This window comes from Streptococcus oralis (assembly GCF_001579525.1).
GTDB classification, from domain to species: domain Bacteria; phylum Bacillota; class Bacilli; order Lactobacillales; family Streptococcaceae; genus Streptococcus; species Streptococcus oralis_M.
In genome coordinates this window covers 349,986-374,107 of record NZ_LQZC01000011.1, presented here as the reverse complement: position 1 = coordinate 374,107, position 24,122 = coordinate 349,986, and the positions used below count along the sequence as shown (strand labels likewise).

The window sequence follows — 24,122 nt, the reverse complement described above, 5'->3', positions numbered from 1 at the left end:
CAATCCCTAACATTATAACACAAAAAGGGAAAACTTGCTAACCCTCTAACTAAGGGTTCTTAGTCAATAATCTTATTCATTTTTCGTTCAAAATCATAGCGACTCATCATGACAAGGTGGTCACAATTGCTACACTTTATTTTGATATCTGCCCCTACACGTGTAATTTCCCAACGATTAGCCTTTTTGCCTGTTGACTTGATGGTACAAGCGTGTGGTTTTTTCATCTCAACAAAATTTCCAACTTGATACATACTACTCTCCTTTTCTTTTTTGATTATATCATAAAAGAGGCGAGCCAGGCTCAACCTCTTTCACTTAATTTGTTCGAACTGGTGTGATAAGCTGCATGAAATCTTCGTCAGTATCTGCTGGCACAAGAGTAAATGGACGAACTGATGAGATAAAGCTAATAGTCACCTTTTCGCTATTTAAAGCCTTGAGGGAATCAATCAAGTAAGTTGGGTTAAAACTAATAGTCAAATCATCCCCGGTCACCTGCTCCGTATCGATTTCTTCGTTTACTTTACCAACCTCTGGAGAGTGAACATGGGCGCTAACAACTCCACCTTTAATTTCAAGCTTCACAGTACCATTTTGAGTCGCACTTGATAAGAGACGTGCACGCTCCATAGATTGACGCAAATTAACCACATCAAAAGTAATTGTAGTGTTAAAGTCTGTTGGAATCAAGCGATCTGTATCAGGATAATTACCTTCTAGGAGACGAGTGTAGAAGCTAATATTTTCGCTTCTAAAGAGGATTTGATTATTTGCAAAGAAAATCTCTACAGTTTCAATATCATCTGTAAATACCGCTGAAAATTCGCGTAGAGAGCGGCTAGGAATCACCACATCGAAATCATCACCATTTTTTTCAAGAGTCAATTTCTTCTGGCTAAGGCGATGAGAGTCTGTCGCAACTGTTTTTAGTTCCTTGTGTTGGCTCAAAACAAAATGGACACCAGTCAAAATTGGACGACTTTCTTGCGTACTTGCAGCAAATGCTGTTTCATTGATAATTTTCTTGAGTAGTTTGGTTTCAAGAATCAAAGGTGTGCTAGCTGAAATTTCTTGGATTCGTGGGTATTGTTCGCTATCTTTTCCTTTTAGAGTAATTTCTGATTTGCCACTTGTTAAGACAATTTGTTTTTGTTCAATCTCTTTTAAATCAAGGGTTACATCTGGAAGACTGGATACAACATTGATAAAGAAAGAGGCCTCAAGAAGAATCGAACCTAAGGAAGTAATCAAAAGACCAGCATCTTCATTCTTTTGAGAAATGAAATTTTCAATGGAGATTTGCCCATTTGATCCAATTAAAGTAATTCCTTCATTGGTAACATCAATTTTGATTGTTGATAAAATTGGAATAGCATTTTTAGAGCTAATTGCTCGTTTTGTGGTATTTAAGGCTTGTAAAAATAAATTTTTATTAATTGAAAAATGAATCATGGATTCTCCTTTATTTATTCTTAGTATTAGAAAGTTAATAGTAATAATAGAGTGTGTGAATTCTGTGGAAAACTGAGTGCTATTTAGTAAACTTAAGCTTCTAAGCTTGTTTAAAAAATGTGGATAAAAAAGATAAGAAAGGAAAACTTATCCACAAGCTACTTAATTTTCTTTTTGATTGCTTCCATTTCTAAACGTAAATTATCGTCTTCGTCAATCAATGATTTGATTTTAGCATGGGCATGAATCACGGTGGTGTGATCCTTTCCACCAAATTCTTTTCCGATTTTCGGAAGACTGTTATCTGTCAGTTCTCTAGCTAGATACATAGCAACTTGACGCGCTAAAACGATGTTTTGAACTCGTCTCGTCCCCTTCATTTCTTTGACACTCACTCCATAAAAATTACCAACTTCAGTTTGGATTTTCTCAATTGGAATAACAAGTATCTGGCGGGCGTCTTGCTTACGTGCTCTAATAGCTTCCGCAGCAATATCAATAGTAATATCCTTAATCTTCTTCACTCTGGCAATTAAGGTGATATCGTTGATTGCTCCTTCCAATTCTCGAACATTTGAATCAAATTGGCCAGCCAAGTATTCCAGAGTATCACTTTGGAAATGGTAATCCAAGTGCTCTGTTTTACTTTGAAGAATGGCGATACGTGTCTCAAAGTCAGGAGGGGTGATATTTTGCGTCAATCCCCAACTAAAGCGCGTAACAAGTCTTTCCTCAAGGCCTTCTAGGTGTTTAGGACTTCGATCACTGGTTAGGACAATCTGTTTCTGTTTATCATGAAGAGCATTGAAGGTATTGAAAAATTCTTCCTGGGTCGCGACTTTTTTGCCACTGAGAGATTGGATATCATCGATCAACAAGAGATCAAGGCTACGGTAGGTCTTTTTGAACTTTTCCATTTCCCCAAGTCGCAAGTGTTCAAGAAAGTCATTGATAAAGCTTTCGGCAGGAATGTACTTGACACGCGCATCAGGAATATTTTTTAAAATCTCATTTCCAATCGCATTGAGTAAGTGAGTCTTTCCAAGACCAGGTCCTCCATAGATGAAAAGAGGATTATAGGTCAGAGCTAAATCTTCAGATACAGCTAGTGCAGCAGATACCGCCCAAACATTCCCATCACCTTGAATAAAGTTATCAAAGGTATATTTTTCTTTTAATCCTGTTTCAGAATAGGGAATCGTTGGTAGTGCAGGCGTGTAATCGTAAGTAGAGACACTATTCGTATCATTTACTTGAGGAGATTCTGTACTCTGAGGTTTAGTGAAAATATAGTGAGGTTTGATTTCAGAATCATAAATTTCAAAACCAGCAGCAATGATAATATCTTTTAATTGCTTTTCCCACACCATTTCCATCTCTGATCTCGGTAGAAATATAGTAGCTGTATTTTCTTCTACTTTGATGAGTTCAGCAGGTGTAGCATAGAAATCATACATAGATCGTGTCAATCTTTCTTGAGCAAATTCTAAAATACGATTCCAAAATTGCTTTTCTTTCAACTAGTTTTCCTCCTTTACTATGATTTTAGTAGTTTAGTGCTAGACTTATTTTACCATAGATAGTAGGATTTTTCCACAGATTGGGAAAAAGAATCCACAATGTTAGTAGTATTTATCCACAGGTTGGGGATAAATAGGAAAATCCTTGATTTAATAGGGTTATTGATAAAAAAATTGGTGGATAAATTTGTGGGTTGAGAAAATAAAAGAACAGCCTTATTTTAGGCTGTTAATAATTCTATCGTATTCTTCTTGACTTGAAAAGGAGATAATAATCTTTCCAGTATCTTTTTTTGAAAGTTTAATTTCTACACTTAAACCGAGTAGTTTTTTTAATTTATCTTCTTCGTCTTTGATGAAAGAATCACTTTTTTTTTGCTTCTTTTGTTTTTTCTCTGTAAGAAGTGCTTCTAGCTTTCTCACAGAGATGTCTTCATTTTTAATTAGTTGAAAGAAATAGTCTTGCTGCTTCTTATCCAAACCAACTAGTGAACGTGCATGCGCTTGAGAAATTTTTCCATTTTCTACTTCAGTTAAGATATATTCTGGTAGGGAAAGTAAACGAATAAAATTAGTGATATAAGGACGAGATTTCCCCATTTTATCCGCTATCTCAGTGTGAGTAAATCCTTTTTCTACTAAAGATTCGTAGGCGCGTGCTTCTTCAACAGGATTTAAATTTTCTCTCTGCAAATTCTCAATGATAGACTGGATCATCATTTCCTGATCTGAGAGGTGCTTTACAACGGCTGGAATAGAGGTCAGACCAGCCAAGAGAGAAGCCTGATATCGTCTCTCTCCTGCAAGGATTTCATAACCAATTACAGGAGATTGACGAACGATGATTGGTTGGATGAGCCCATTTTCTTTGATTGACTGAGCTAATTCCTTTAGTTTATCTGCATCAAATTCTTTCCGAGGTTGGTAAGGATTCTTTTGTATTTCAGAGATAGAAATCATTTCAAATTTTTCCATGATTCTACACTAACATATCTTTTACTTTCTGTAAAGTTTTCTTTACACTTATGTCAATTAAGACTCTAAATCACCAGAATTCTTATCTAGTTTAATTGAGGTTGTTTCTTCTTTACCGTTACGGTAGTAGGTTACTTTGATAGTATCTCCGATAGCATGATTGTAAAGAGCATGTTGCAGATCTGTTGATGAGGCAATCTCTTTGTCATCAACTTTGGTAATGACATCATATTTTTGAAGATGTCCATTTGCTGGCATATTGTTTTGAACAGATCGAACAACTACACCTGAAGTGAGGCCACTTGGAATGTTAAGTTTTCTAAGATCACTAGCTCCAACATTTGACAGATTGACCATTTGAATTCCAAGAGCTGGACGAGTCACTTTACCATTACTTTCAAGCTGTTTAATGATATTTTGTGCATCGTTTGAAGGAATTGCAAAACCAAGACCTTCTACAGATGTCCCGCCATTACTTGCAATTTTACTTGATGTAATACCAATTACTTGTCCTTGAATGTTTACAAGTGGACCACCAGAGTTACCAGGGTTAATGGCTGTATCTGTTTGAATAGCTTTTGTTGAAATAGCTTGACCATCTTCAGATTTTAGAGAAACATTTCGATTAAGACTTGAAATAATCCCCTGTGTAACTGTATTAGCATATTCTGAACCTAGAGGACTACCGATAGCAATCGCTGTTTCTCCAACACTAAGTTGACTTGAATCCCCAAATTCTGCGACTGTTGTAACTTTTTCTGAAGAAATTTTAACGACAGCAATATCAGAGAAGGTATCAGATCCGACAATTTCACCAGGAACCTTAGTACCATCTGCTAAGCGGATATCAACTTTTGAAGCTCCATTGATAACGTGAGTATTAGTTACAAGATAGGCATCTTTATCATCCTTTTTATAGATAACACCTGATCCCTCACTTGCGATTTGTTGATTGTCTGAATCAGAATTAGTGTCGTCAGCATTAAATACACTACTTTGTCTACTATTAGAAGAATAAGTAATGATTGAGACAACAGCATCCTTAACTTTATTTACTGCTTGAGTGGTTGAATTTTCATTCTTATAGGATGTTTGAGTGACAGTGCCAGAATTATTATTTGTAGCTTGATTTCCTTGTTTTTGATAAAGTTGTAATGTTACGAAACTTCCTAAGGCACCACTTAAAAATCCGATTAGAATGATTACAAGAACTTTAACTCCTTTTTTGTAAAATTTTTGTAAGTGTTTCATAAACGCCTCCGTTTGTTATTTATTTACACAGATTATAAACCTATTAACTTAATCCAAACTTAAAAGCTTAAAGTTTTACACAAGTTGTGGATAACTCACTTTATTCTGTGAATTCACTAGTAATTTTTGATGATTTTTTTGTGTATAAGATGTGAAATGAAGTGTGGATATGATAGAATAGAAGAATGAAAATAAAAATTGTAACAGTAGGAAAATTAAAAGAAAAATACCTTAAAGATGGAATTGCTGAATATACAAAACGAATTTCACGTTTTGCCAAATTAGAAATGATTGAGCTCACTGATGAGAAGACACCTGACAAAGCCAGTGAATTAGAAAATCAAAAAATCTTGGAAACAGAAGGTGAAAGAATTCTTTCTAAGATTGGAGAAAGAGACTTTGTCGTTGTACTAGCCATTGAAGGAAAAACACTCTCCTCAGAGGAATTGAGTAAGCAACTAGAGCAAGCTTCTATCAAAGGATACTCAACTCTTACTTTTATCATTGGAGGAAGTTTGGGTCTAGCTCCTGTTGTAAAAAATAGGGCCAATCTTTCTGTCAGTTTTGGATGTCTGACATTACCACATCAGTTAATGAGATTGGTTTTAGTTGAACAAATTTACCGTGCTTTTACAATTCAACAGGGTTCTCCTTACCACAAATAGAAGATTGACTTAGCTCTTGTTTTTTGATAGAATGGTCATGTTAGGTCTCATAGCTCAGCTGGATAGAGCATTCGCCTTCTAAGCGAACGGTCGCAGGTTCGAATCCTGCTGGGATCAATTTTAGATGCGAAGCTGGGATTTATCCCAGCTTTTTTCTTAAAAAAGTGCGTTTCAGGTGCAAAAATGTACAGTTGGGAAGAATTTTTTCTTACAAGGTCTTCATTTTGTATAATAGGTGTGTAAGTTAACTTACAAGAAAAAATAATACAGGAGATTTCATTATGAAAAATACAGTAAAGTTGGAACAATTTAAAGAGGTAACAGAGTCAGAATTGCAGGAGATTCGGGGTGGAGATTGGAGAATTTCAGAAACAATTCTTAATCTTATTTTTCCAAGAAGAAAGTAATGAAATAAAGGTAGAGAGTAATGGATTTATTTGGATTAGGGATAGCTATTTTTTATTTTATCATTATTAGCAAAATTTATGAATGGATCTGTAAAATAAATAGAAAAGAACAAATTGTTTTTTTCTGTTATACATGCAGCTCAGTTTTTATACTTGAAGAAATTATTACACTAGTATTTTCTAATAGTTTTGCTTTGTCTAAATTTTTATTTCCTTTGGTTGTGTACCTTTATTTAAGAAAGTTAAAGAAGTCTGAAAAATACAAAGCTATTTTTATCAGTTTACTATTATCTTTATTATATCACAGTACTCATACTTTTATATCCGTAACCTTATCTTCTATAACAGGAGATGAAGTAGTATTACACTATAAAAGTACATTCCTTTTCGTAGTATTGTTGATGACTTATTTTTCTATTCTAATAATAATTCGTTATTTTCATCTAGATATTAAATATTTTGATAAAGATTATCTGTACCCTTTTTTAAAAAAAGTAATAGTTGCTTTCTTTGGTTTGCATATCTTATTATTTATTTCAGATATAGTAAGTACAACTCATCATTTAAATAGCTTCGGAAGTATTTTATCAACCATTGTTTTTATTTGCTTGTTATTGATTTTCTTCGCAATGAATTCTCACAAGGTTCAAGTTGAAAAAGAGATTGCTCTAAAACAAAAGAAATTTGAACAAAAACATTTACAGACTTATACTGATGAAATTGTGGAGTTGTATAATGAAATTCGAGGTTTTCGTCATGACTATGCAGGGATGCTTGTCAGCATGCAAATGGCGATTGACAGTGGAGATTTACAAGAAATTAACAGGGTTTACAATGAAGTCCTAGTAAAAGCAAATCAAAAATTGAGGTCAGAAAAATATACTTACTTTGATTTAAATAACATAGAAGATTCTGCTTTACGAAGTTTAATTGCTCAATCGATTGTCTATGCACGAAAAAATGATGTAGAGTTTACATTGGAAGTAAAGGATATCATTACTAGACTGTCAATAGATTTACTTGATCTTGTTCGTATCATGAGCATTTTATTAAACAATGCTGTTGAAGGTGCTGCAGATAGTTACTTGAAACAAATGGAAGTTGCAGTCATTAAAATGGATTTTGAAACAGTTATAGTTATCCAGAATTCATGCAAAATCACTATGACTCCTTCAGAAGATCTATTTGCCTTAGGTTTTTCTACCAAGGGAAGAAATAGAGGTCTAGGACTTAATAATGTCAAAGAGATTTTAGATAAGTATGACAATATTATTTTAGAAACAGAGATGGAAGACAACACATTTAGACAAATTATTAGATTTAAGAGGGAATTCGAATGAAAGTATTAATTTTAGAAGATGTTATTGAACATCAAGTGAGACTAGAGAGAATATTAAATGAAATCTCGGAAGAATCGAATATTCCTATTTCATATAAGACAACAGGAAAAGTTCGTGAATTTAAGGAATATATCGAAAATGATGAAGTAAACCAGCTTTATTTCCTAGATATTGATATTCATGGAATCGAGAAAAAAGGCTTTGAAGTGGCTCAGTTTATCCGTCATCACAATCCTTATGCTATTATTGTCTTTATTACTAGTCGCTCTGAATTTGCTACCTTAACTTACAAATACCAGGTATCAGCTCTAGATTTTGTAGACAAAGACATCAATGATGAATTGTTCAAAAAACGTATCGAGCAGAGTATTTTTTACACTAAGAGTATGCTGCTTGAAAACGAAGATGTTGTAGACTATTTTGATTACAACTATAAGGGAAATGATTTGAAAATTCCTTACCATGACATTTTGTATATCGAAACCACAGGAGTTTCTCATAAACTTCGGATTATTGGTAAGAATTTTGCTAAAGAATTCTATGGAACTATGACAGATATTCAGGAAAAGGACAAACATACCCAGCGATTTTATTGCTCCCATAAATCTTTCCTTGTCAATGTGGGAAATGTGAGAGAAATTGATCGAAAGAATTTAGAAGTTGTCTTTTATGAAGATCATCGTTGCCCGATTACCCGTTTGAAAGTTCGCAAACTAAAAGATATTCTAGAGAAAAAATCTAAAAAGTGATTGACAATTAGTAAGAAATTGATATAATGGTTATATCTGCTACAGATAGATGGTCCGTTGGTCAAGGGGTTAAGACACCGCCTTTTCACGGCGGTAACACGGGTTCGAATCCCGTACGGACTATTTTATCCGCCATAGCTCAGTTGGTAGTAGCGCATGACTGTTAATCATGATGTCGTAGGTTCGAGTCCTACTGGCGGAGTCAGATAAAAAAAGAACACCATTGGTGTTCTTTTTTTAGTTGACATCACCTAACATTTTCATAAGGAAGTCTGTCATTTCTTGCGGACTTTCTTTTTTTCCGTGAGCAATCCAAGTCTGGCAAACACCAAATAGGGCATTTGTTAGATAAATACTGCTGTATTCTAATTCAATTGGAGTGAGTTGTAGTTTCATAAAGCGTTTCTGAAGATCGGTGCTAAGCATAATGTGAAGCTTATTTCTCAAGAAATTTTGGATTTCTTTTGTCCCATTTTCAGATAAGAGTGCAGCCAAGAGTGGCTCAGACTCTAAATATTCAAATACTTCTAAAATAGCATCTCTTTTATGATGAGCATGTTTTTGGAAAATATACTCAAAGGTATGAAATAGCTTACTTTGGTAATGTTCAATCATATCATACTTATCCTTGTAGTGAGTGTAAAAGCTGGAACGACTAATTCCGGCTTTTTCTGCTAACTTGACAGTAGAAATTTGATCAAAGGGCTGGTCCATCAATAATTGAACCATGGCATTTTCGATAATTCGTTTTGTTTTTAAACGTTTGTTACTTTCTTTCATAATTCCTCCTTGTAAACAAAAATAGACTATATGTCTAAAAAAATATTTTTTACCTTGTAATTTAGATTTTTTGATGTATAATCTATTATATCAAAATTTTAGACAATATGTGTAAAAAAGGAGGAAATATGTTTAAAGAATGGAAAGCAATATTTAAAAAACCGACCTTTATCATTGTAATGATAGGAATTTCTCTCATTCCAGCTTTATACAACATTATATTTTTATCGTCCATGTGGGATCCATATGGTCAAGTATCGGAGTTACCTGTGGCAGTTGTCAATAAAGATAAGGAAGCTTCTTATAATGGACAGACAATGAGAATAGGTGAAGACATGGTGTCTAATTTAAAAGAAAATAAGGCTTTAGATTTTCACTTTGTTAATGAAGAGGAAGGGGAAAAAGGGCTAGAAGATGGTGACTACTACATGGTAGTGACTTTACCAAGTGATCTATCTGAAAAAGCTACTTCTATCTTAACGAATCATCCTGAACAGATGCAGATTAATTATCAGACGTCAAGTGGGCATAGCTTTATTGCAAGTAAGATGAGTGATTCTGCAATGACACAATTAAAACAAACCGTCTCTACTAATGTTACTGAAACATACACTAAGGCTTTATTTCAAAAAATGAATGATTTGAAGTCTGGAATAAATAAGGCAGCTGAAGGAAGTGAACAATTAGCTGATGGAGCCGATCAGTTGGTGACGGGAAGTCAAACATTGACGACAAATCTTAATACTCTAGCTAATTCAACTGTAACTTTTTCAAATGGAGCGGATCAATTTACAAAAGGCTTATCTAGCTATGTGTCTGCTATAGAGCAATTACATATTGGTTTAGGAACTTTTAATAGTGGTTTACAAAGTTATACAAATGCTGTCTCACAAGTTGACACTGGACTTGGTCAATTAACTTCAAAAACTCCTGAGTTGGTGACAGGTGTAAATCAGCTAAATACAGGTATAAAGTCCTATACAGGTGGTGTTTCACAACTGGATACAGGTCTCAATCAATTTTCAGTTGGTGTAAATGCTTATACAAATAGTGTGAAAGAACTTTCTAACGGAACAAGTCAATTATCCAATCAATCAGATACACTAAGAGATGGAATGGAGCAATTAAATACTGGTATTAAAGAAATTTCAAGCCAATTAGAGTCCTCATCTCAACAAAATGAAGAAATAGCGCAATTGGCAACAAGCTTAGGAGAACTAAATAAAACACTACAAGCTCTTACAATATCAGATAATACTCAACTGAAAAGTACATTGTCAGAAGCTTTGCCAAATCTAACAACTCTTGCTCAGGATATTGTGACCAAAAGTCAGACAGAACAAGAGAAAACTCTTGCAAACCTTCAATCAACAGCTACTTATCAATCTCTTACAGAGGAACAAAAGAAAGAACTGACAGAAGCTATTTCTAAAAATTCTAATTCTACTATTGAGTCAGCAAAAACAATTTTAACGACAGTAGGAGGATTAAAAGAAAGTATAGAGAATTCAGAACAACAAGTATCTAACCTATCTGATGTGCAGACGAAAGCAAATCAACTCTTACCTGCAGCATCTAGCTCCTTGACAACCTTGTCAAATGGATTTACAATATTACAAACTTCTGTAAATAATCAGTTAGTTCCTGGAAGTCAGTCAATTGAAAAAGGAGTTGTAAACTATACTAAAGGACTGGATACTATTTCTATAGGTGCTAATCAACTAAGTGAAAAGAATGCAAGTTTAACAACTAGTCTAGATCAATTAGTTTCTGGATCAAGTAAGTTGACAGAAAACACATCATCCTTGACAGCTGGAGTAGATGCGTTAGCTGGAAAAGCTCCAGAATTAGTATCAGGTATAGAAAGTTTGTCATCTGGTTCTGCTCAATTGAATAATAAGAGTCCAGAGCTGATAGCAGGTATTACTACATTACAATTTGGCTCTGGTCAATTAACAGATAAATCAACACAGTTACTTTCTGCAGCATCTCAACTAGGAAGTGGCGCTATGAAGATTGCAGATGGTGCTGGAAAACTAGCAGATGGTGGAACAACCTTAACCTCTAGTCTTGAAGATTTACAGACAGGAGTTGATTCATTAGGACAAGGATTAGGCAATGCTAATAACCAGCTCAAATCAGCTTCAACAGAATCTAAAAATGCAGAAACATTATCTGAACCTCTAGTTCTCTCAAAAACAGACAATGACCAAGTCCCTGTAAATGGGATTGCTATGGCTCCTTATATGATATCAGTTGCTCTTTTTGTTGCTGCTATATCTACCAATATGATTTTTGCTAAGTTGCCTTCTGGACGTCATCCAGAGAGTCGTTGGGCTTGGTTGAAGTCTCGCTCTGAAATAAATGGGATTATAGCTGTCTTAGCAGGTGTTTTAGTTTATGGAGGTGTCCATCTTATTGGATTGACTGCGAACCATGATATGAGGACCTTGATTCTAATTATAATCACAAGTTTAGCTTTCATGTCTATGGTGACAGCTTTAACAACTTGGAATAGCCGTATTGGAGCTTTCTTCTCTCTTATTTTACTTTTATTACAGTTAGCATCAAGTGCAGGGACCTATCCCCTTGCTTTAACAAATGATTTCTTTAAGGGTGTCAATCCTTGGTTACCAATGAGTTACTCTGTATCAGGTTTACGACAAACAATCTCTATGACAGGAAATATTCATCACCAAGTGATTTTCCTTATTATAACACTAGCTTTCTTTACTGCTTTAGGTATGCTAGCTTATCAACCTAAGAAAATGGAAGAAGATTAAAAAGATTGACCAATTCTTTGGTCAATCTTTTTCTGTCTTAGATAAATTTCGTCTGTGATTATAGATCCCAAAAAGAAGAAGGGCAGTTAATGAGCAGGCTGCTCCAATAACAAAACCATTGGGGATAAAGGAAAGTGTAATGGTGCCTTTTCCCTTTGGAATATCAACTTTCATAAAACCAGTCTGAGCCTGCTTGATTTCAAGTTTTTTCCCATCTTGGTATGCAGACCAACCTTTGTCATAAGGAATAGTGAAGAAAATAGAGGTATCTTGTTTTACTTCATATGTAGCAAAGACTTTATTTTTAGAGGTGGATACTTCTACAGGTTGTTCTTTAATTTTTTGGATTGCTTCAGTTAGGGCCTGAGTATCTAAACGATAGAAGGTTGGAGATTCAAATGACACCTGAGAATTTCCAGGGAAACTAACACTGATATTGAAAGTTTTTTGTTCTTCAGTATAACCCAAATTAAAGAAATTAAATGCATTGTCAGTTGTAAAAGTCTTCTTTTCTCCATTGATAATGATGTCAACTTTCTTTTGCTTATCGTTTGTAAAATGAAGATTTGAAAAAGAGAGATAGACTTGACTATTTTGAGGAACCTCAATTTGATAATCAATCTTTGCATCTTCATTAGCAGAACCTGTGATGCTGGTTAAACCATCTGAAGTATCTGTTTTATCAGATGCTATTTGGGAGAAGTAATCTAAGTTGAGATTAGCAAGCTGGTTTATAAATAAAGCTTGATTATCTAGAGTGTGATTATTAAAGTTTACATCGGTGTAAATAGATTGAGTGGCAAAGGCAATGGGTAAAGAGAGTTGATTTTTATATAAGGTTAAATGATCCTTTTGATAAATCTCTTGAAAGCCATACTTATCAAGTGAAGTTTCAGAAATATTGTACTGGATTCCAAATAAACTGTCTGCTAAAAGACTGTTATTTACATAACGGAGATTAAGGTTGGTTCCAGAGGATTTGAATCCCAGTTTATCCAAACTAGTGCTAGCTGAACGATTTCGTACAGACGAAAATTGAGAGATTCCATTGTAGTTAAATTTCATACTGTCATTCCCAGTCTGAATTTGCAGTTTTTCAGTACGTGTAAATGGATTGTCAATTTGGTTTAGAATGGATTCCATAGCGGTGATATCTCTATTATAGGCGCTACGAGAAGCAAAGGCCCATTCTTTAGCTATTCCTTCCATTTGAGATGATGCATTTAAGCTTATCTCAGCCGTTATAAATATAGACAAAAGAATTGCAAATAGATTTACAGAGATAAATCTTCTAATGACTGCAAGAAGTAAAAGAGCATAAACTAGTAGAAATTCAAGAGTGAGTAGGATATTCAAATTAGTTAAAAAAGAATAGTGTGATTTAAAATAGACAGTAGCCAAAAATCCTGTTAGTACAAGAGAAAGTGAGATAAATAGATTCCATAGCTTCAGTTCTTTCAGACGATTTAAGACTTCTGCTGCAGTATAAATTAACAGAGTGGAAAAAATCCAAGCATAGCGATGCAAAAACATATTTGGGGTGTGCATTCCTTGCCAAAATAAATCAAGTGCTTCTATGTAAAAGCTTGTTATTAAAAAAGTAAAGAAAATTGCATAGGTAAGTTTCACGTGAAACCTTATAGATTTTATTGTGAAAAATAGAATGGTTAAAATAAAGGGAAGCAATCCAACAAAAATCATTGGTATAGATCCATACTTAGTTGTATCAAAAGATCCAATGAATTGTTTTGCGAAAATATCCAGATACCAGCTACTGTCTGTCTTTAATTTTGTGATGGCAGTCAACTTCTCTCCATGAGTTTGTAAATCAAACAGTGTAGGGAGAGTCATAATCAAACTAGCCATTCCTGCTAAAAAGGAGGTAACAACAAAATCAAGAAAAGATGATTTTCGAGTTTTAAAGTCCCAAGAAATTTGGCAGAGATACCAGAAAATAAGAAACAATGCTGTCATATACCCAAAATAATAATTTTGAATAAATAAGATTGACAAACTTGTAAAGTATAGTAGGCGCTTCTTTTGTGTTATAAGTAGGTGTAAACCAGTTATAATGAAAGGAATCAAGATAAAAACATCTAGCCAGGTTTTTATCTCTAACTGACTGACAGTGAAGCTCATTAAAGCATAGGAAGTAGATAAGGTAAGTTTTAAAAATTTTGGGATATCTTTAAATAATCTATTCAAACTAAAGAAGGTTGACAGACCGATCAATCCAAATTTTAAGAGAGTGGTCAGATAGACAGCATCTGGCATATTCGACAGATTAAAAAAGTAAACTAGAGGTGAAAGAAAACTACCCAAGTAATAACTAGATAGAGCATAGAAATTTAGTCCGAGGCCACTTGTAAAGGTGTAAAACAAACTACCATTTCCATGTAAAATATTTCGTAAAGCCACATCAAAAATAACGTATTGATGGAAACCATCTCCTAATAGTGGAGATGTATCGCTATTCCAGTAGATACCTTGAGTTAGGTATACTCCGGTCATAATTACTAAAGGAATGATGAAAGAAATAAAATAGGTCCAATATGTTTTAAAAAATGATTTCATGTTACCTCGTAGAATGATAGAAAACTCAGTTGGTTACCCCAACTGAGTTTTGAAGTCTTATTTAATCTTTCCAAAGTTCTTTAACTTTTGCTTGTACTTCTGCATTTTCTAGGAATTCATCATAGGTTTCATCGATACGATCAATGACGCCATTCTTAGACAAAACAATAATATGGTTTGCTAAAGTTTGAATGAACTCGTGATCATGACTAGCAAAGATGATTGATTCTTTAAAGTTTTTCAATCCATCGTTCAAGCTTGAGATAGATTCCAAGTCCAAGTGATTTGTTGGATCATCAAGTACAAGGACATTTGATTTCAAGAGCATGAGTTTTGAAAGCATGACACGTACTTTTTCTCCCCCTGACAAGACGTTTACAGGTTTGTTAACCTCATCACCAGAGAAGAGCATACGACCAAGGAAACCACGTAGGAAGGTATTGTCATCTTCTTCTTTACTTGCAAATTGACGCAACCAGTCAAGGATTGACTCTCCTCCTGCAAAATCAGTCGAGTTGTCTTTTGGCAAGTAAGAACGGCTAGTAGTAACTCCCCACTTGACAGTTCCTTCATAGTCGATGTCACCCATAATTGCACGAATTAATGCAGTCGTTTGGATGTCATTTTGTCCAATAAGAGCTGTCTTATCACCTGGACGCAAGATGAAACTAATATTGTCTAGGATAGTTTCGCCATCAATCTTTACAGTTAGATTTTCTACTGTCAAGAGATCATTACCAATCTCACGTTCTGCTTTAAAGTTGATAAATGGGTATTTACGACTAGAAGGAACAATTTCTTCTAATTCAATCTTGTCAAGCATTTTTTTACGAGACGTTGCTTGTCTTGACTTAGAAGCGTTGGCAGAGAAGCGAGCAACGAATTCTTGCAATTGCTTAATTTTTTCTTCTGCCTTGGCATTACGGTCTGCTAGCAATTTAGCAGCAAGCTCAGAAGATTCCTTCCAGAAGTCGTAGTTTCCGACATAGAGTTTGATTTTTCCAAAGTCAAGGTCGGCCATATGAGTACACACTTTGTTTAAGAAGTGACGGTCGTGGGATACTACGATAACGGTGTTATCAAAGTCAATCAAGAAGTCTTCTAGCCAAGTAATAGATTGGATGTCCAAACCGTTGGTCGGCTCGTCCAAGAGAAGAACGTCTGGTTTGCCAAAAAGTGCTTTAGCAAGGAGAACCTTCACTTTTTCACCATTGGCCAATTCGCTCATGTTTTGATAGTGCAATTCTTCTGGAATGTTTAGGTTTTGAAGTAATTGAGATGCTTCACTTTCTGCCTCCCAACCTCCAAGCTCGGCAAATTCTCCTTCAAGTTCGGCTGCACGAACACCATCTTCATCGGAAAAATCTTCCTTCATGTAAATGGCATCTTTTTCTTTCATGATGTTGTAAAGCTTTTCATTTCCCATAATGACGACATCAATAACTCGCTCGTCTTCATAGTCAAAATGATTTTGACGGAGAACAGAGAGACGTTCATCTGGACCAAGAGAGATGTGACCAGTTGTTGGCTCGATATCACCAGCTAAGATTTTTAAGAATGTAGACTTCCCAGCACCATTAGCACCAATTAATCCGTATGTATTTCCTTCTGTAAATTTGATATTGACATCATCAAAAAGTTTGCGATCACTAAAACGTAGTGAAACATCAGATACTGTAAGCAATGTTTTTCTCCTATAATATGTAATACATTTATTCTACTAGAAAAGAGAGAAATATTCAAATTTTTGTTTGTCAATTTTATGTCAATTAAGTTTACAGGTTTGTTTACAAAGAGTTAGTTGTTTGATTTTAATAATTTTCTGTTATTTTAACAAAAAAATGCTATAATTGAAGAGACCATTTCGAAGGAGAAAAAAATGACGAAACCCATTATTTTAACAGGAGATCGCCCAACAGGAAAACTACATATTGGACATTATGTTGGGAGTCTAAAAAATAGAGTATTACTGCAGGAAGAAGGCAAGTATGAGATGTTTGTTTTTTTGGCGGACCAACAAGCATTGACAGATCACGCCAAAGACCCTCAAACGATTGTAGAATCTATTGGGAATGTTGCCTTAGATTACCTAGCAGTTGGATTAGATCCAAGTAAATCAACTATCTTTATTCAAAGTCAGATTCCAGAGTTAGCTGAACTGTCTATGTACTATATGAATTTGGTGTCACTAGCACGTTTAGAGCGTAATCCGACAGTGAAAACAGAGATCGCTCAGAAAGGGTTTGGAGAAAGTATTCCGACAGGATTTTTAGTTTATCCGATTGCGCAAGCAGCAGATATTACTGCCTTCAAGGCTAATTATGTTCCTGTTGGGACAGATCAGAAACCAATGATTGAGCAAACTCGTGAGATTGTTCGTTCCTTTAATCATGCTTATAATTGTGAGGTCTTGGTAGAGCCAGAAGGTATTTATCCAGAAAATGAGAGGGCAGGGCGTTTGCCAGGTTTAGATGGAAATGCTAAAATGTCTAAATCCCTTAATAATGGTATTTATCTAGCAGATGATGCGGATACTTTGCGTAAAAAAGTCATGAGCATGTATACTGATCCAGACCACATTCGGGTTGAGGATCCAGGTAAGATTGAAGGAAACATGGTTTTCCATTATCTAGATGTGTTTGGTCGTCCAGAAGATGCTCAAGAAATTGCGAATATGAAAGAACATTATCAACGTGGTGGTCTTGGTGATGTGAAGACGAAACGTTATCTACTTGAAATATTAGAACGGGAACTTGGCCCTATTCGTGAGCGCCGTATCGAATTTGCTAAGGATATGGGAGAAGTGTACAATATGCTTCAAAAAGGGAGTGAGAAAGCGCGTGAGGTTGCAGGGCAAACTCTATCTGAAGTTAAGGGAGCAATGGGACTAAATTATTTTAAATAATAGGTAAAATATGAATCATAAAGCTATCTCCTCCATAGAATCACAGAGATAGTTTTTTTATGATTTCTACCATAAATATAATTGACAAATTTTCATAGAATGGTATGATAGATACAATACAAAAAGAGTCAAGCTCAAAAAGAAAGAAAAGAGGAAACTTTAATGTCTAATTGGGATACTAAATTTTTAAAAAAAGGTTTTACCTTTGATGATGTATTGCTCATTCCAGCAGAAAGTCATGTGTTGCCTAATGATGCAGATTTAACAACAAAATTGGCAGATAATCTGACTTTAAATATCCCAATTATAACAGCCGCCATGGATACAGTCACAGAAAGTCAAATGGCTATTGCCATTGCTCGTGCGGGTGGTCTTGGAGTAATCCATAAAAACATGTCTATTGCGCAACAGGCAGATGAAGTTCGCAAGGTAAAACGTTCTGAAAATGGTGTTATTATTGATCCATTCTTCTTGACTCCAGAACACACGATTGCTGAAGCAGATGAACTGATGGGACGTTACCGTATCAGTGGTGTTCCAGTTGTGGAGACACTTGAAAATCGTAAATTGGTTGGTATTCTAACAAACCGAGATCTTCGCTTTATTTCAGATTACAATCAGCCAATCTCAAACCATATGACCAGTGAAAATCTTGTCACTGCTCCTGTGGGTACAGATCTTACAACAGCTGAACATATTCTTCAAGAACACCGTATTGAAAAACTTCCTTTGGTTGACGAAGAAGGTCGTCTTTCTGGCTTGATTACTATTAAAGATATTGAAAAAGTAATTGAATTTCCTAACGCAGCAAAAGATGAGTTTGGTCGTCTTCTAGTTGCCGGTGCGGTAGGTGTTACTTCAGATACATTTGAACGTGCCGAAGCCCTTTTTGAAGCAGGAGCGGATGCAATTGTTATTGATACTGCACATGGTCATTCTGCAGGTGTTCTACGTAAAATTGCTGAAATTCGTGCTCACTTCCCAGACCGCACTTTGATTGCGGGTAATATTGCCACTGCAGAAGGTGCGCGTGCTCTTTATGATGCAGGTGTAGATATTGTCAAAGTTGGTATTGGACCAGGTTCTATCTGTACCACTCGTGTGATTGCAGGGGTTGGTGTCCCACAAGTGACAGCAATCTATGATGCAGCAGCAGTTGCGCGTGAATATGGTAAAACAATCATTGCTGATGGTGGAATCAAGTACTCTGGAGATATTGTAAAAGCCCTTGCTGCAGGTGGTAATGCAGTTATGCTTGGATCAATGTTTGCTGGAACAGACGAAGCGCCAGGTGAAACGGAAATCTTCCAAGGACGTAAGTTTAAGACTTACCGTGGTATGGGATCAATCGCTGCAATGAAGAAAGGTTCAAGTGACCGTTACTTCCAAGGTTCTGTCAATGAAGCAAACAAACTCGTTCCAGAAGGAATTGAAGGCCGTGTTGCCTATAAAGGCGCAGCAGCTGATATTGTCTTCCAAATGATTGGTGGTATTCGCTCTGGTATGGGTTACTGTGGTGCAGCTAACCTTAAAGAACTACATGATAATGCACAATTTATTGAAATGTCTGGGGCTGGTCTAAAAGAAAGCCATCCTCATGATGTACAAATCACTAATGAGGCACCAAACTACTCTATGTAAGTAGTAAAAAAGAACTCCTGATTTTCAGGAGTTCTTTTTGTTTACAAAGTTGTCAATGTTGATTTACAGAAATTTTACCATTTTGAATGTTGAAAATACTAAGGTTTTCTGGCAAGTTTTGTAAGTGGTCTAAACTTGTTGTTGTAATAAAGGTTTGGATAGATTGAGAAATGGTTTCTAGTAATTTTAGTTGCCGTGTATTGTCAAGTTCGCTCATAACATCATCAAGCAGTAGTATCGGAGACTCGTTGGTAATATTTTCCATTAGCTCAATCTCTGCTAGTTTGATAGAAAGTACAAGACTACGATGTTGACCTTGGCTTCCAAAACTAGCATCCATACCATTGATATAAAAAGAAATATCATCTCGATGAGGGCCAACTCCAGTATTCTTTTTAAATAAATCTCTGGATCTGCTTTTATCCAAAGCCATTTTAAAGGAACTTGTTAGCTGTTCTTCATTAGTGAAGTTGACAGATGATTGATAAGATATTGACAGCTCTTCTAATTCATTTGAAATTTCTAAGTGTTTTTTTTGACCAAATTTCTCTAAGTCTTTAATGAATTTTATCCGATGCTTTATGACGCGACAACCATACTCTACTAACTGATCATCTAATACTGACAGAAATGTTTCATCAATCTTCTGACTGGATTTTAGGTAAGTATTTCTTTGCTTGAGTATATGGTTGTAGTTTGACAAGTCTGACAAGTAGATTGGTTTAATTTGTCCCAGTTCAATGTCTATAAACTTTCGACGGACAGAAGGTGCTCCTTTAATTAGCTGGAGATCTTCAGGTGCGAAGAGGACAACATTCATATGTCCAATATAGTCTGATAGGCGCGCTTGTTTTAAGTGATTGACTTTAGTCACACGCCCTTTTGGTGTTAAATCAATTTCTAGAGGGATAGAGCTTGTTTTTTTCTGTAGCAAGCCAGAAAGATGGAGTTGCTCGTTATCAAAATGAATGAGATTTTTATCTGTACGAGTCCGATGACTACGTGTCAAGGCTAAGAAATAGATTGCTTCTAGAATATTGGTTTTTCCTTGTGCATTTTGACCTAGAAAGACATTTAATTTTGGATTGAAATCAATTTTTTCCTCTTTGTAGTTTCGAAAGGTTTTAATTGTTAAATGTTGGAGCCACATGGTTATCTTCCTGGAAAACGTGGAACTTGTTTGGTTTTAGGCGATGAAGAAGTTTTTTGTTTTTCTTTCTTGGTACCTTTATTCATCTCTTTGACAAGTTTAGCAATTCGCTCTTTCTCAATCTTATCTGCTTGATACTCTTCTTGCTCTTTTAAACTTGGTTGTGTCAAGGTGATGTCAATCTTTAAATCAGGAATGTCAATCGTATCTCCAATACGGATTTTTTTCCCACGTCTACTTTCTAACTCGCCATTAAAGTAAACTTGATGATCTATTAAAAAGGATTTGATAGCACCACCGCTTTGTATAATTCCAAGTTCTTTTAGGAGGGCTTGGAGCGTAATAAATTCTTCAAATAATTTGTATTCCATAATTCACCTCAATCTTTGGTATTATACCATATTTTCCTTGAAATAGCTGAAGGAAAGTTAGCTGAAATGAAAACGGTTTTACTCTTTAAAGCTATGAAGAGAACAAGAAAAATTTTGATTTTCGTGGTATAATAGAACTCTATATGTAAGGAGGTAAGGTATGGAATTAGTGCCTGGAATTTCAGCACATTTTGTTCAATCCAAAAAGTTTAAAACAAATAAAATCACTATTCGTTTTACTGCTCCCTTATCTCTTGAGACGATAGCAGGACGCATGTTAAGTGCAAGTATGTTGGAGACGGCAAATCAAGTTTACCCAACATCACAAGCATTTCGCAGATACTTGGCAAGTTTATATGGAACAGATATTTCCACAAGTGCTTATCGTAGGGGACAGGCACATATTCTTGACTTAACATTTACTTATGTGAGGGATGATTTTTTAAGTAAAAAGAATGTCTTGACTTCTCGAATTTTGGAATTAGTGAAACAGACTTTATTTGCTCCCTTAGTTCAAGATGGTGCTTTTGAGCCAGACTTATTTGAAATTGAAAGAAAACAGTTGTTGACTAGTTTAGCTACTGATATGGATGATTCATTTTATTTTGCTCATAAGGAGTTGGATAGCTTGTTCTTCCATGATGAGCGTCTTCAATTGAGATACAGTGATTTACGAAACAGCATTTCAAATGAGTCCCCGGAAAGTAGCTACACTTGCTTTCAAGATGCTCTGAAGAATGATCGAATTGATTTCTTTTTCTTAGGTGATTTTAATGAAGTAGAAATTACAGAATCACTGAAGTCATTACCCTTTACAGCTAGAGAGAACGACGTCACTATCCAGTACCATCAATCTTATTCGAATGTTCTACGAGAAGGAATGTTTCAGAGGAATGTTGGGCAATCTATTTTGGAAATGGGCTATCATTCTCCTATAAAATATGGCGATGATGAGCATTTGCCCATGCTTGTGATGAATGGTTTGTTGGGTGAATTTGCACATTCGAAACTTTTTACAAACGTTCGTGAAAATGCTGGAATAGCCTATACAGTCTCTAGTCAATTGGATTTGTTTGGTGGTCTGTTAAGGATGTATGCGGGTATCGATAGAGAAAATCGAAATCAGGCTAGAAAAATGATGAATCATCAATTGCTAGATCTGAAAAAGGGTAACTTTACAGATTTTGAACTTGAACAAACCAAGGAGATGATTCGACGATCTTTGTTGATGGCTCAAGATAATCAACAGACCTTAGTTGAAAGAATCTACTTGAATGCTCTGTTTGGAAAATCAAGCTTTGACATGGATCGATTGGTGGCAAAATTAGAGAGTGTTGATAAAGAAGCTGTCTGTAAAGTTGCCAACAGTTTGAAGTTACAAGCGATTTACTTTATGGAAGGAGTAGAATGACAGTGGTTACTTTTGAAGAAAAATACTATCCTGCTGTAAAGGAAACAGTCTACAAAACACAATTGTCAAATGGGTTGACAGTTTCTTTACTTCCTAAACAAGATTTCAATGAGGTTTATGGGATTGTAACAGTTCAATTTGGTTCTGTAGATGCAACTTATACAAGCTTGGAAAAAGGTTTACGTCATCATCCAGCAGGAATTGCACATTTTCTTGAACATAAATTGTTTGAAAGAGAAAATTCTGAGGATATAATGGCTGCGTTTACTCGATTAGGTGCGGACAGCAATGCCTTTACAAGCTTTACTAAGACCAGCTATCTTTTTTCAACAATTGACCATCTATTAGAGAGTTTAGATTTGCTAGATGAGTTAGTTGGAGATGTTCATTTTACAGAAGAGTCTGTTTTGAGGGAACAGGATATTATCCAGCAAGAACGAGAAATGTACCAAGATGATCCAGACTCACGTTTGTTTTTTGCAACATTAGCCAACCTTTATCCTGATACTCCTTTAGCAACAGATATAGTTGGAAGTGAAAAATCAATTTCTGATATTCAAGTTTCAAATTTAAAAGAGAACTTTACAGACTTTTACAAACCTGTCAACATGTCACTGTTTTTAGTTGGAAATATTGATGTGGAAGTTGTTGAGGAATACTTTTCGAAAAAGGAAAAGGAAGTTTCAAACCAGTTTACGGTTTCAAAAGAGCAACTCCTTTTGCAGCCTGTGAAGCAAACAGATAGTCTTCGGATGGAAGTTTCTTCACCCAAACTTGCTGTTGCGATTAGAGGTAATGGGCAAATAACAGAAGCTGAGTCTTATCGTTACAATATTTTATTGAAATTGCTATTTACGATGATGTTTGGCTGGACCTCAGATCGTTTTCAAAGATTATACGAGACAGGGAAGTTAGATGCGTCATTGTCACTAGAGGTTGAGGTAAATAGTCGCTTTCATTTTGTGATATTGACGATGGATACCAAGGAACCTGTTTCTTTGTCGCACCAATTTCGGAAAGCGATTCGTCAGTTTAGTAGTGATGCAGATATTACTGAGGAGCATCTCGATCTTGTTAAGAGTGAGATGTTTGGAGAATTTTTCAGTAGTATGAACTCCTTGGAATTTATTGCAACTCAATACGATCCTATGGATCGCGGAGAAACAATTTTTGATTTTCCGAAAATTTTACAGGAAATTACTTTGGAGGATGTTCTAGAAGCTGGACATCGTTTGATTGATAATGGTGATCTAGTTGATTTTACAATCTTTCCAGCTTAAAAGATGACTAATACTAGAAAGAAGGAATGGTACGTATGAGAAAAAAAACAATTGGCGAGGTTCTACGTTTAGCTAGAATTAACCAGGGATTGAGTTTAGAAGAATTGCAGGAAAAAACTGAAATTCAGTTGCATTTTCTAGAAGCTATGGAGGCGGATGATTTCGATCAACTTCCTAGCACCTTCTACGCTCGTTCTTTTTTAAGAAAATATGCCTGGGCAGTAGAGTTGGATGAAAGAATTGTTTTGGATGCATATGATTCAGGTAGTATGATCACTTATGAAGAGGTAGATGTCGATGAAGAAGACTTGTCTGGTCGCAGACGATCAAATAAGAAAAAAACGTCTTATCTCCCCTTGTTTTATTTCGTTCTATTTGCTTTGTCGATTTTAATTTTTGTGACTTACTATGTCTGGAACTACATCCAAACTCAGCCAAGTCCTTCTTCAGCTAATTATAGTGTTGTGAACTCGACTAGTTCAACAACCCCATCTAGTTCATCTTCTAGTAGTCAGACGTCTAGCTCGTCTTCTACTACGGAATCAACTATTACAGTGTCAGGTGAAGGAAACCGCATTGAAGCTCGGTATAAAACGAGTAAGGAAATCGCTGCTGTTCAACTGGCAGTATCAGATGCAATTAGTTGGGTAAGTGTTTCAGGAAGTGAGCTGGAGGGTGGTGTGACACTATCTGCAGACAATAAGAATGCAAAAACAACAGTTTCAACTAAGAATCCTGTTACCATTACTTTAGGTGTAGTGAAAGGAGTTACTGTGACTGTGGACAATCAAACGATTGATACTTCGAAGCTGACAACTCAGACTGGAACTGTAACACTTACATTTACTACAGATTAAGGAAAAAT

General features: G+C 35.4%; 20 protein-coding genes and 3 tRNA genes. 13 read left to right on the top strand and 10 right to left on the bottom strand.

What is annotated here, in order from left to right:
• Positions 1-59 precede the first annotated feature (59 nt).
• The 5 genes from SORDD25_RS08545 to htrA all read right to left on the bottom strand — a co-directional run bounded on the left by SORDD25_RS08545 (position 60) and on the right by htrA (position 5,201).
• On the bottom strand, positions 60-254 hold the full coding sequence (locus SORDD25_RS08545; protein ID WP_000285184.1) for a DUF951 domain-containing protein: 195 nt from the start codon (positions 252-254) through the stop codon (positions 60-62).
• Positions 255-318: 64 nt separating this feature from the next.
• Positions 319-1,455: a DNA polymerase III subunit beta gene (dnaN, locus tag SORDD25_RS08540; protein WP_061853356.1), complete on the bottom strand. Its 1,137-nt coding sequence runs from the start codon at positions 1,453-1,455 to the stop codon at positions 319-321.
• A gap of 158 nt (positions 1,456-1,613) precedes the next feature.
• Complete coding sequence (dnaA, locus tag SORDD25_RS08535) at positions 1,614-2,975, bottom strand: chromosomal replication initiator protein DnaA (RefSeq protein ID WP_061853355.1); 1,362 nt, start codon at positions 2,973-2,975, stop codon at positions 1,614-1,616.
• A 216-nt stretch (positions 2,976-3,191) separates the two neighbouring features.
• Positions 3,192-3,950, bottom strand: coding sequence for a ParB/RepB/Spo0J family partition protein (locus SORDD25_RS08530; RefSeq protein ID WP_061853354.1), 759 nt, complete (start codon positions 3,948-3,950; stop codon positions 3,192-3,194).
• Positions 3,951-4,007: 57 nt separating this feature from the next.
• Positions 4,008-5,201 (bottom strand): serine protease HtrA, encoded by a 1,194-nt coding sequence (gene htrA / locus SORDD25_RS08525; RefSeq protein ID WP_061853353.1) that lies wholly within the window; start codon positions 5,199-5,201, stop codon positions 4,008-4,010.
• Between the two features lie 185 nt (positions 5,202-5,386).
• Between htrA and rlmH the strand changes: the two genes are divergently transcribed.
• The 7 genes from rlmH to SORDD25_RS08490 all read left to right on the top strand — a co-directional run bounded on the left by rlmH (position 5,387) and on the right by SORDD25_RS08490 (position 8,564).
• Positions 5,387-5,866: a 23S rRNA (pseudouridine(1915)-N(3))-methyltransferase RlmH gene (rlmH, locus tag SORDD25_RS08520; RefSeq protein ID WP_061853352.1), complete on the top strand. Its 480-nt coding sequence runs from the start codon at positions 5,387-5,389 to the stop codon at positions 5,864-5,866.
• A 43-nt stretch (positions 5,867-5,909) separates the two neighbouring features.
• A tRNA-Arg gene (locus tag SORDD25_RS08515) sits at positions 5,910-5,983 on the top strand.
• Between the two features lie 164 nt (positions 5,984-6,147).
• The gene (gene comC / locus SORDD25_RS08510) at positions 6,148-6,273 is read left to right on the top strand and encodes a competence-stimulating peptide ComC (RefSeq protein WP_061853351.1); all 126 of its coding nucleotides are present in this window, start codon (positions 6,148-6,150) and stop codon (positions 6,271-6,273) included.
• A gap of 20 nt (positions 6,274-6,293) precedes the next feature.
• Positions 6,294-7,613, top strand: a complete 1,320-nt coding sequence (gene comD, locus SORDD25_RS08505; protein WP_061853350.1) for a competence system sensor histidine kinase ComD — start codon at positions 6,294-6,296, stop codon at positions 7,611-7,613.
• Positions 7,610-8,362, top strand: coding sequence for a competence system response regulator transcription factor ComE (gene comE, locus SORDD25_RS08500; RefSeq protein WP_000866079.1), 753 nt, complete (start codon positions 7,610-7,612; stop codon positions 8,360-8,362). The genes comD and comE overlap by 4 nt, the downstream gene beginning before the upstream one ends.
• 51 nt (positions 8,363-8,413) lie before the next feature.
• A tRNA-Glu gene (locus tag SORDD25_RS08495) sits at positions 8,414-8,485 on the top strand.
• 5 nt (positions 8,486-8,490) lie between these two features.
• A tRNA-Asn gene (locus SORDD25_RS08490) sits at positions 8,491-8,564 on the top strand.
• A 35-nt stretch (positions 8,565-8,599) separates the two neighbouring features.
• On the opposite strand, the gene SORDD25_RS08485 is transcribed toward SORDD25_RS08490, so the two are convergent.
• Positions 8,600-9,142 carry a TetR/AcrR family transcriptional regulator gene (locus SORDD25_RS08485; protein WP_061853349.1) on the bottom strand — a complete coding sequence of 181 codons (543 nt, stop codon included), beginning with the start codon at positions 9,140-9,142 and terminating at the stop codon, positions 8,600-8,602.
• 128 nt (positions 9,143-9,270) lie between these two features.
• On the opposite strand from SORDD25_RS08485, the gene SORDD25_RS08480 reads away from it, so the two are divergent.
• Positions 9,271-11,925 carry a YhgE/Pip domain-containing protein gene (locus tag SORDD25_RS08480; RefSeq protein ID WP_061853348.1) on the top strand — a complete coding sequence of 885 codons (2,655 nt, stop codon included), beginning with the start codon at positions 9,271-9,273 and terminating at the stop codon, positions 11,923-11,925.
• A gap of 21 nt (positions 11,926-11,946) precedes the next feature.
• Here SORDD25_RS08480 and SORDD25_RS08475 read toward each other — a convergent pair whose 3' ends face one another.
• The gene (locus tag SORDD25_RS08475; RefSeq protein WP_061853347.1) at positions 11,947-14,499 is read right to left on the bottom strand and encodes a YfhO family protein; all 2,553 of its coding nucleotides are present in this window, start codon (positions 14,497-14,499) and stop codon (positions 11,947-11,949) included.
• A 61-nt stretch (positions 14,500-14,560) separates the two neighbouring features.
• Positions 14,561-16,183 carry an ATP-binding cassette domain-containing protein gene (locus tag SORDD25_RS08470; protein ID WP_061853346.1) on the bottom strand — a complete coding sequence of 541 codons (1,623 nt, stop codon included), beginning with the start codon at positions 16,181-16,183 and terminating at the stop codon, positions 14,561-14,563.
• 195 nt (positions 16,184-16,378) lie between these two features.
• Here SORDD25_RS08470 and trpS point away from each other — a divergent pair, with 195 nt between their 5' ends.
• Positions 16,379-17,404 (top strand): tryptophan--tRNA ligase, encoded by a 1,026-nt coding sequence (gene trpS / locus SORDD25_RS08465; RefSeq protein WP_061853345.1) that lies wholly within the window; start codon positions 16,379-16,381, stop codon positions 17,402-17,404.
• Positions 17,405-17,566: 162 nt separating this feature from the next.
• Entirely contained in the window at positions 17,567-19,045 is a 1,479-nt protein-coding gene (guaB, locus tag SORDD25_RS08460; protein WP_061853344.1) for an IMP dehydrogenase, read from the top strand.
• A 52-nt stretch (positions 19,046-19,097) separates the two neighbouring features.
• Here guaB and recF read toward each other — a convergent pair whose 3' ends face one another.
• Both recF and yaaA read right to left on the bottom strand, forming a co-directional pair.
• The gene (recF, locus tag SORDD25_RS08455; protein WP_061853343.1) at positions 19,098-20,195 is read right to left on the bottom strand and encodes a DNA replication/repair protein RecF; all 1,098 of its coding nucleotides are present in this window, start codon (positions 20,193-20,195) and stop codon (positions 19,098-19,100) included.
• A 2-nt stretch (positions 20,196-20,197) separates the two neighbouring features.
• Positions 20,198-20,566, bottom strand: a complete 369-nt coding sequence (gene yaaA, locus SORDD25_RS08450; RefSeq protein WP_061853342.1) for a S4 domain-containing protein YaaA — start codon at positions 20,564-20,566, stop codon at positions 20,198-20,200.
• A 160-nt stretch (positions 20,567-20,726) separates the two neighbouring features.
• Between yaaA and yfmF the strand changes: the two genes are divergently transcribed.
• The 3 genes from yfmF to rodZ are packed head-to-tail and all read left to right on the top strand — an operon-like array spanning position 20,727 to position 24,114.
• Positions 20,727-21,977, top strand: coding sequence for an EF-P 5-aminopentanol modification-associated protein YfmF (yfmF, locus tag SORDD25_RS08445; protein ID WP_061853341.1), 1,251 nt, complete (start codon positions 20,727-20,729; stop codon positions 21,975-21,977).
• Positions 21,974-23,257 carry an EF-P 5-aminopentanol modification-associated protein YfmH gene (gene yfmH / locus SORDD25_RS08440; RefSeq protein ID WP_061853340.1) on the top strand — a complete coding sequence of 428 codons (1,284 nt, stop codon included), beginning with the start codon at positions 21,974-21,976 and terminating at the stop codon, positions 23,255-23,257. Before yfmF ends, yfmH begins: the two co-directional genes overlap by 4 nt.
• Before the next feature lie 35 nt (positions 23,258-23,292).
• Entirely contained in the window at positions 23,293-24,114 is an 822-nt protein-coding gene (gene rodZ / locus SORDD25_RS08435) for a cytoskeleton protein RodZ (protein ID WP_061853339.1), read from the top strand.
• The last annotated feature ends 8 nt before the right edge of the window (positions 24,115-24,122 follow it).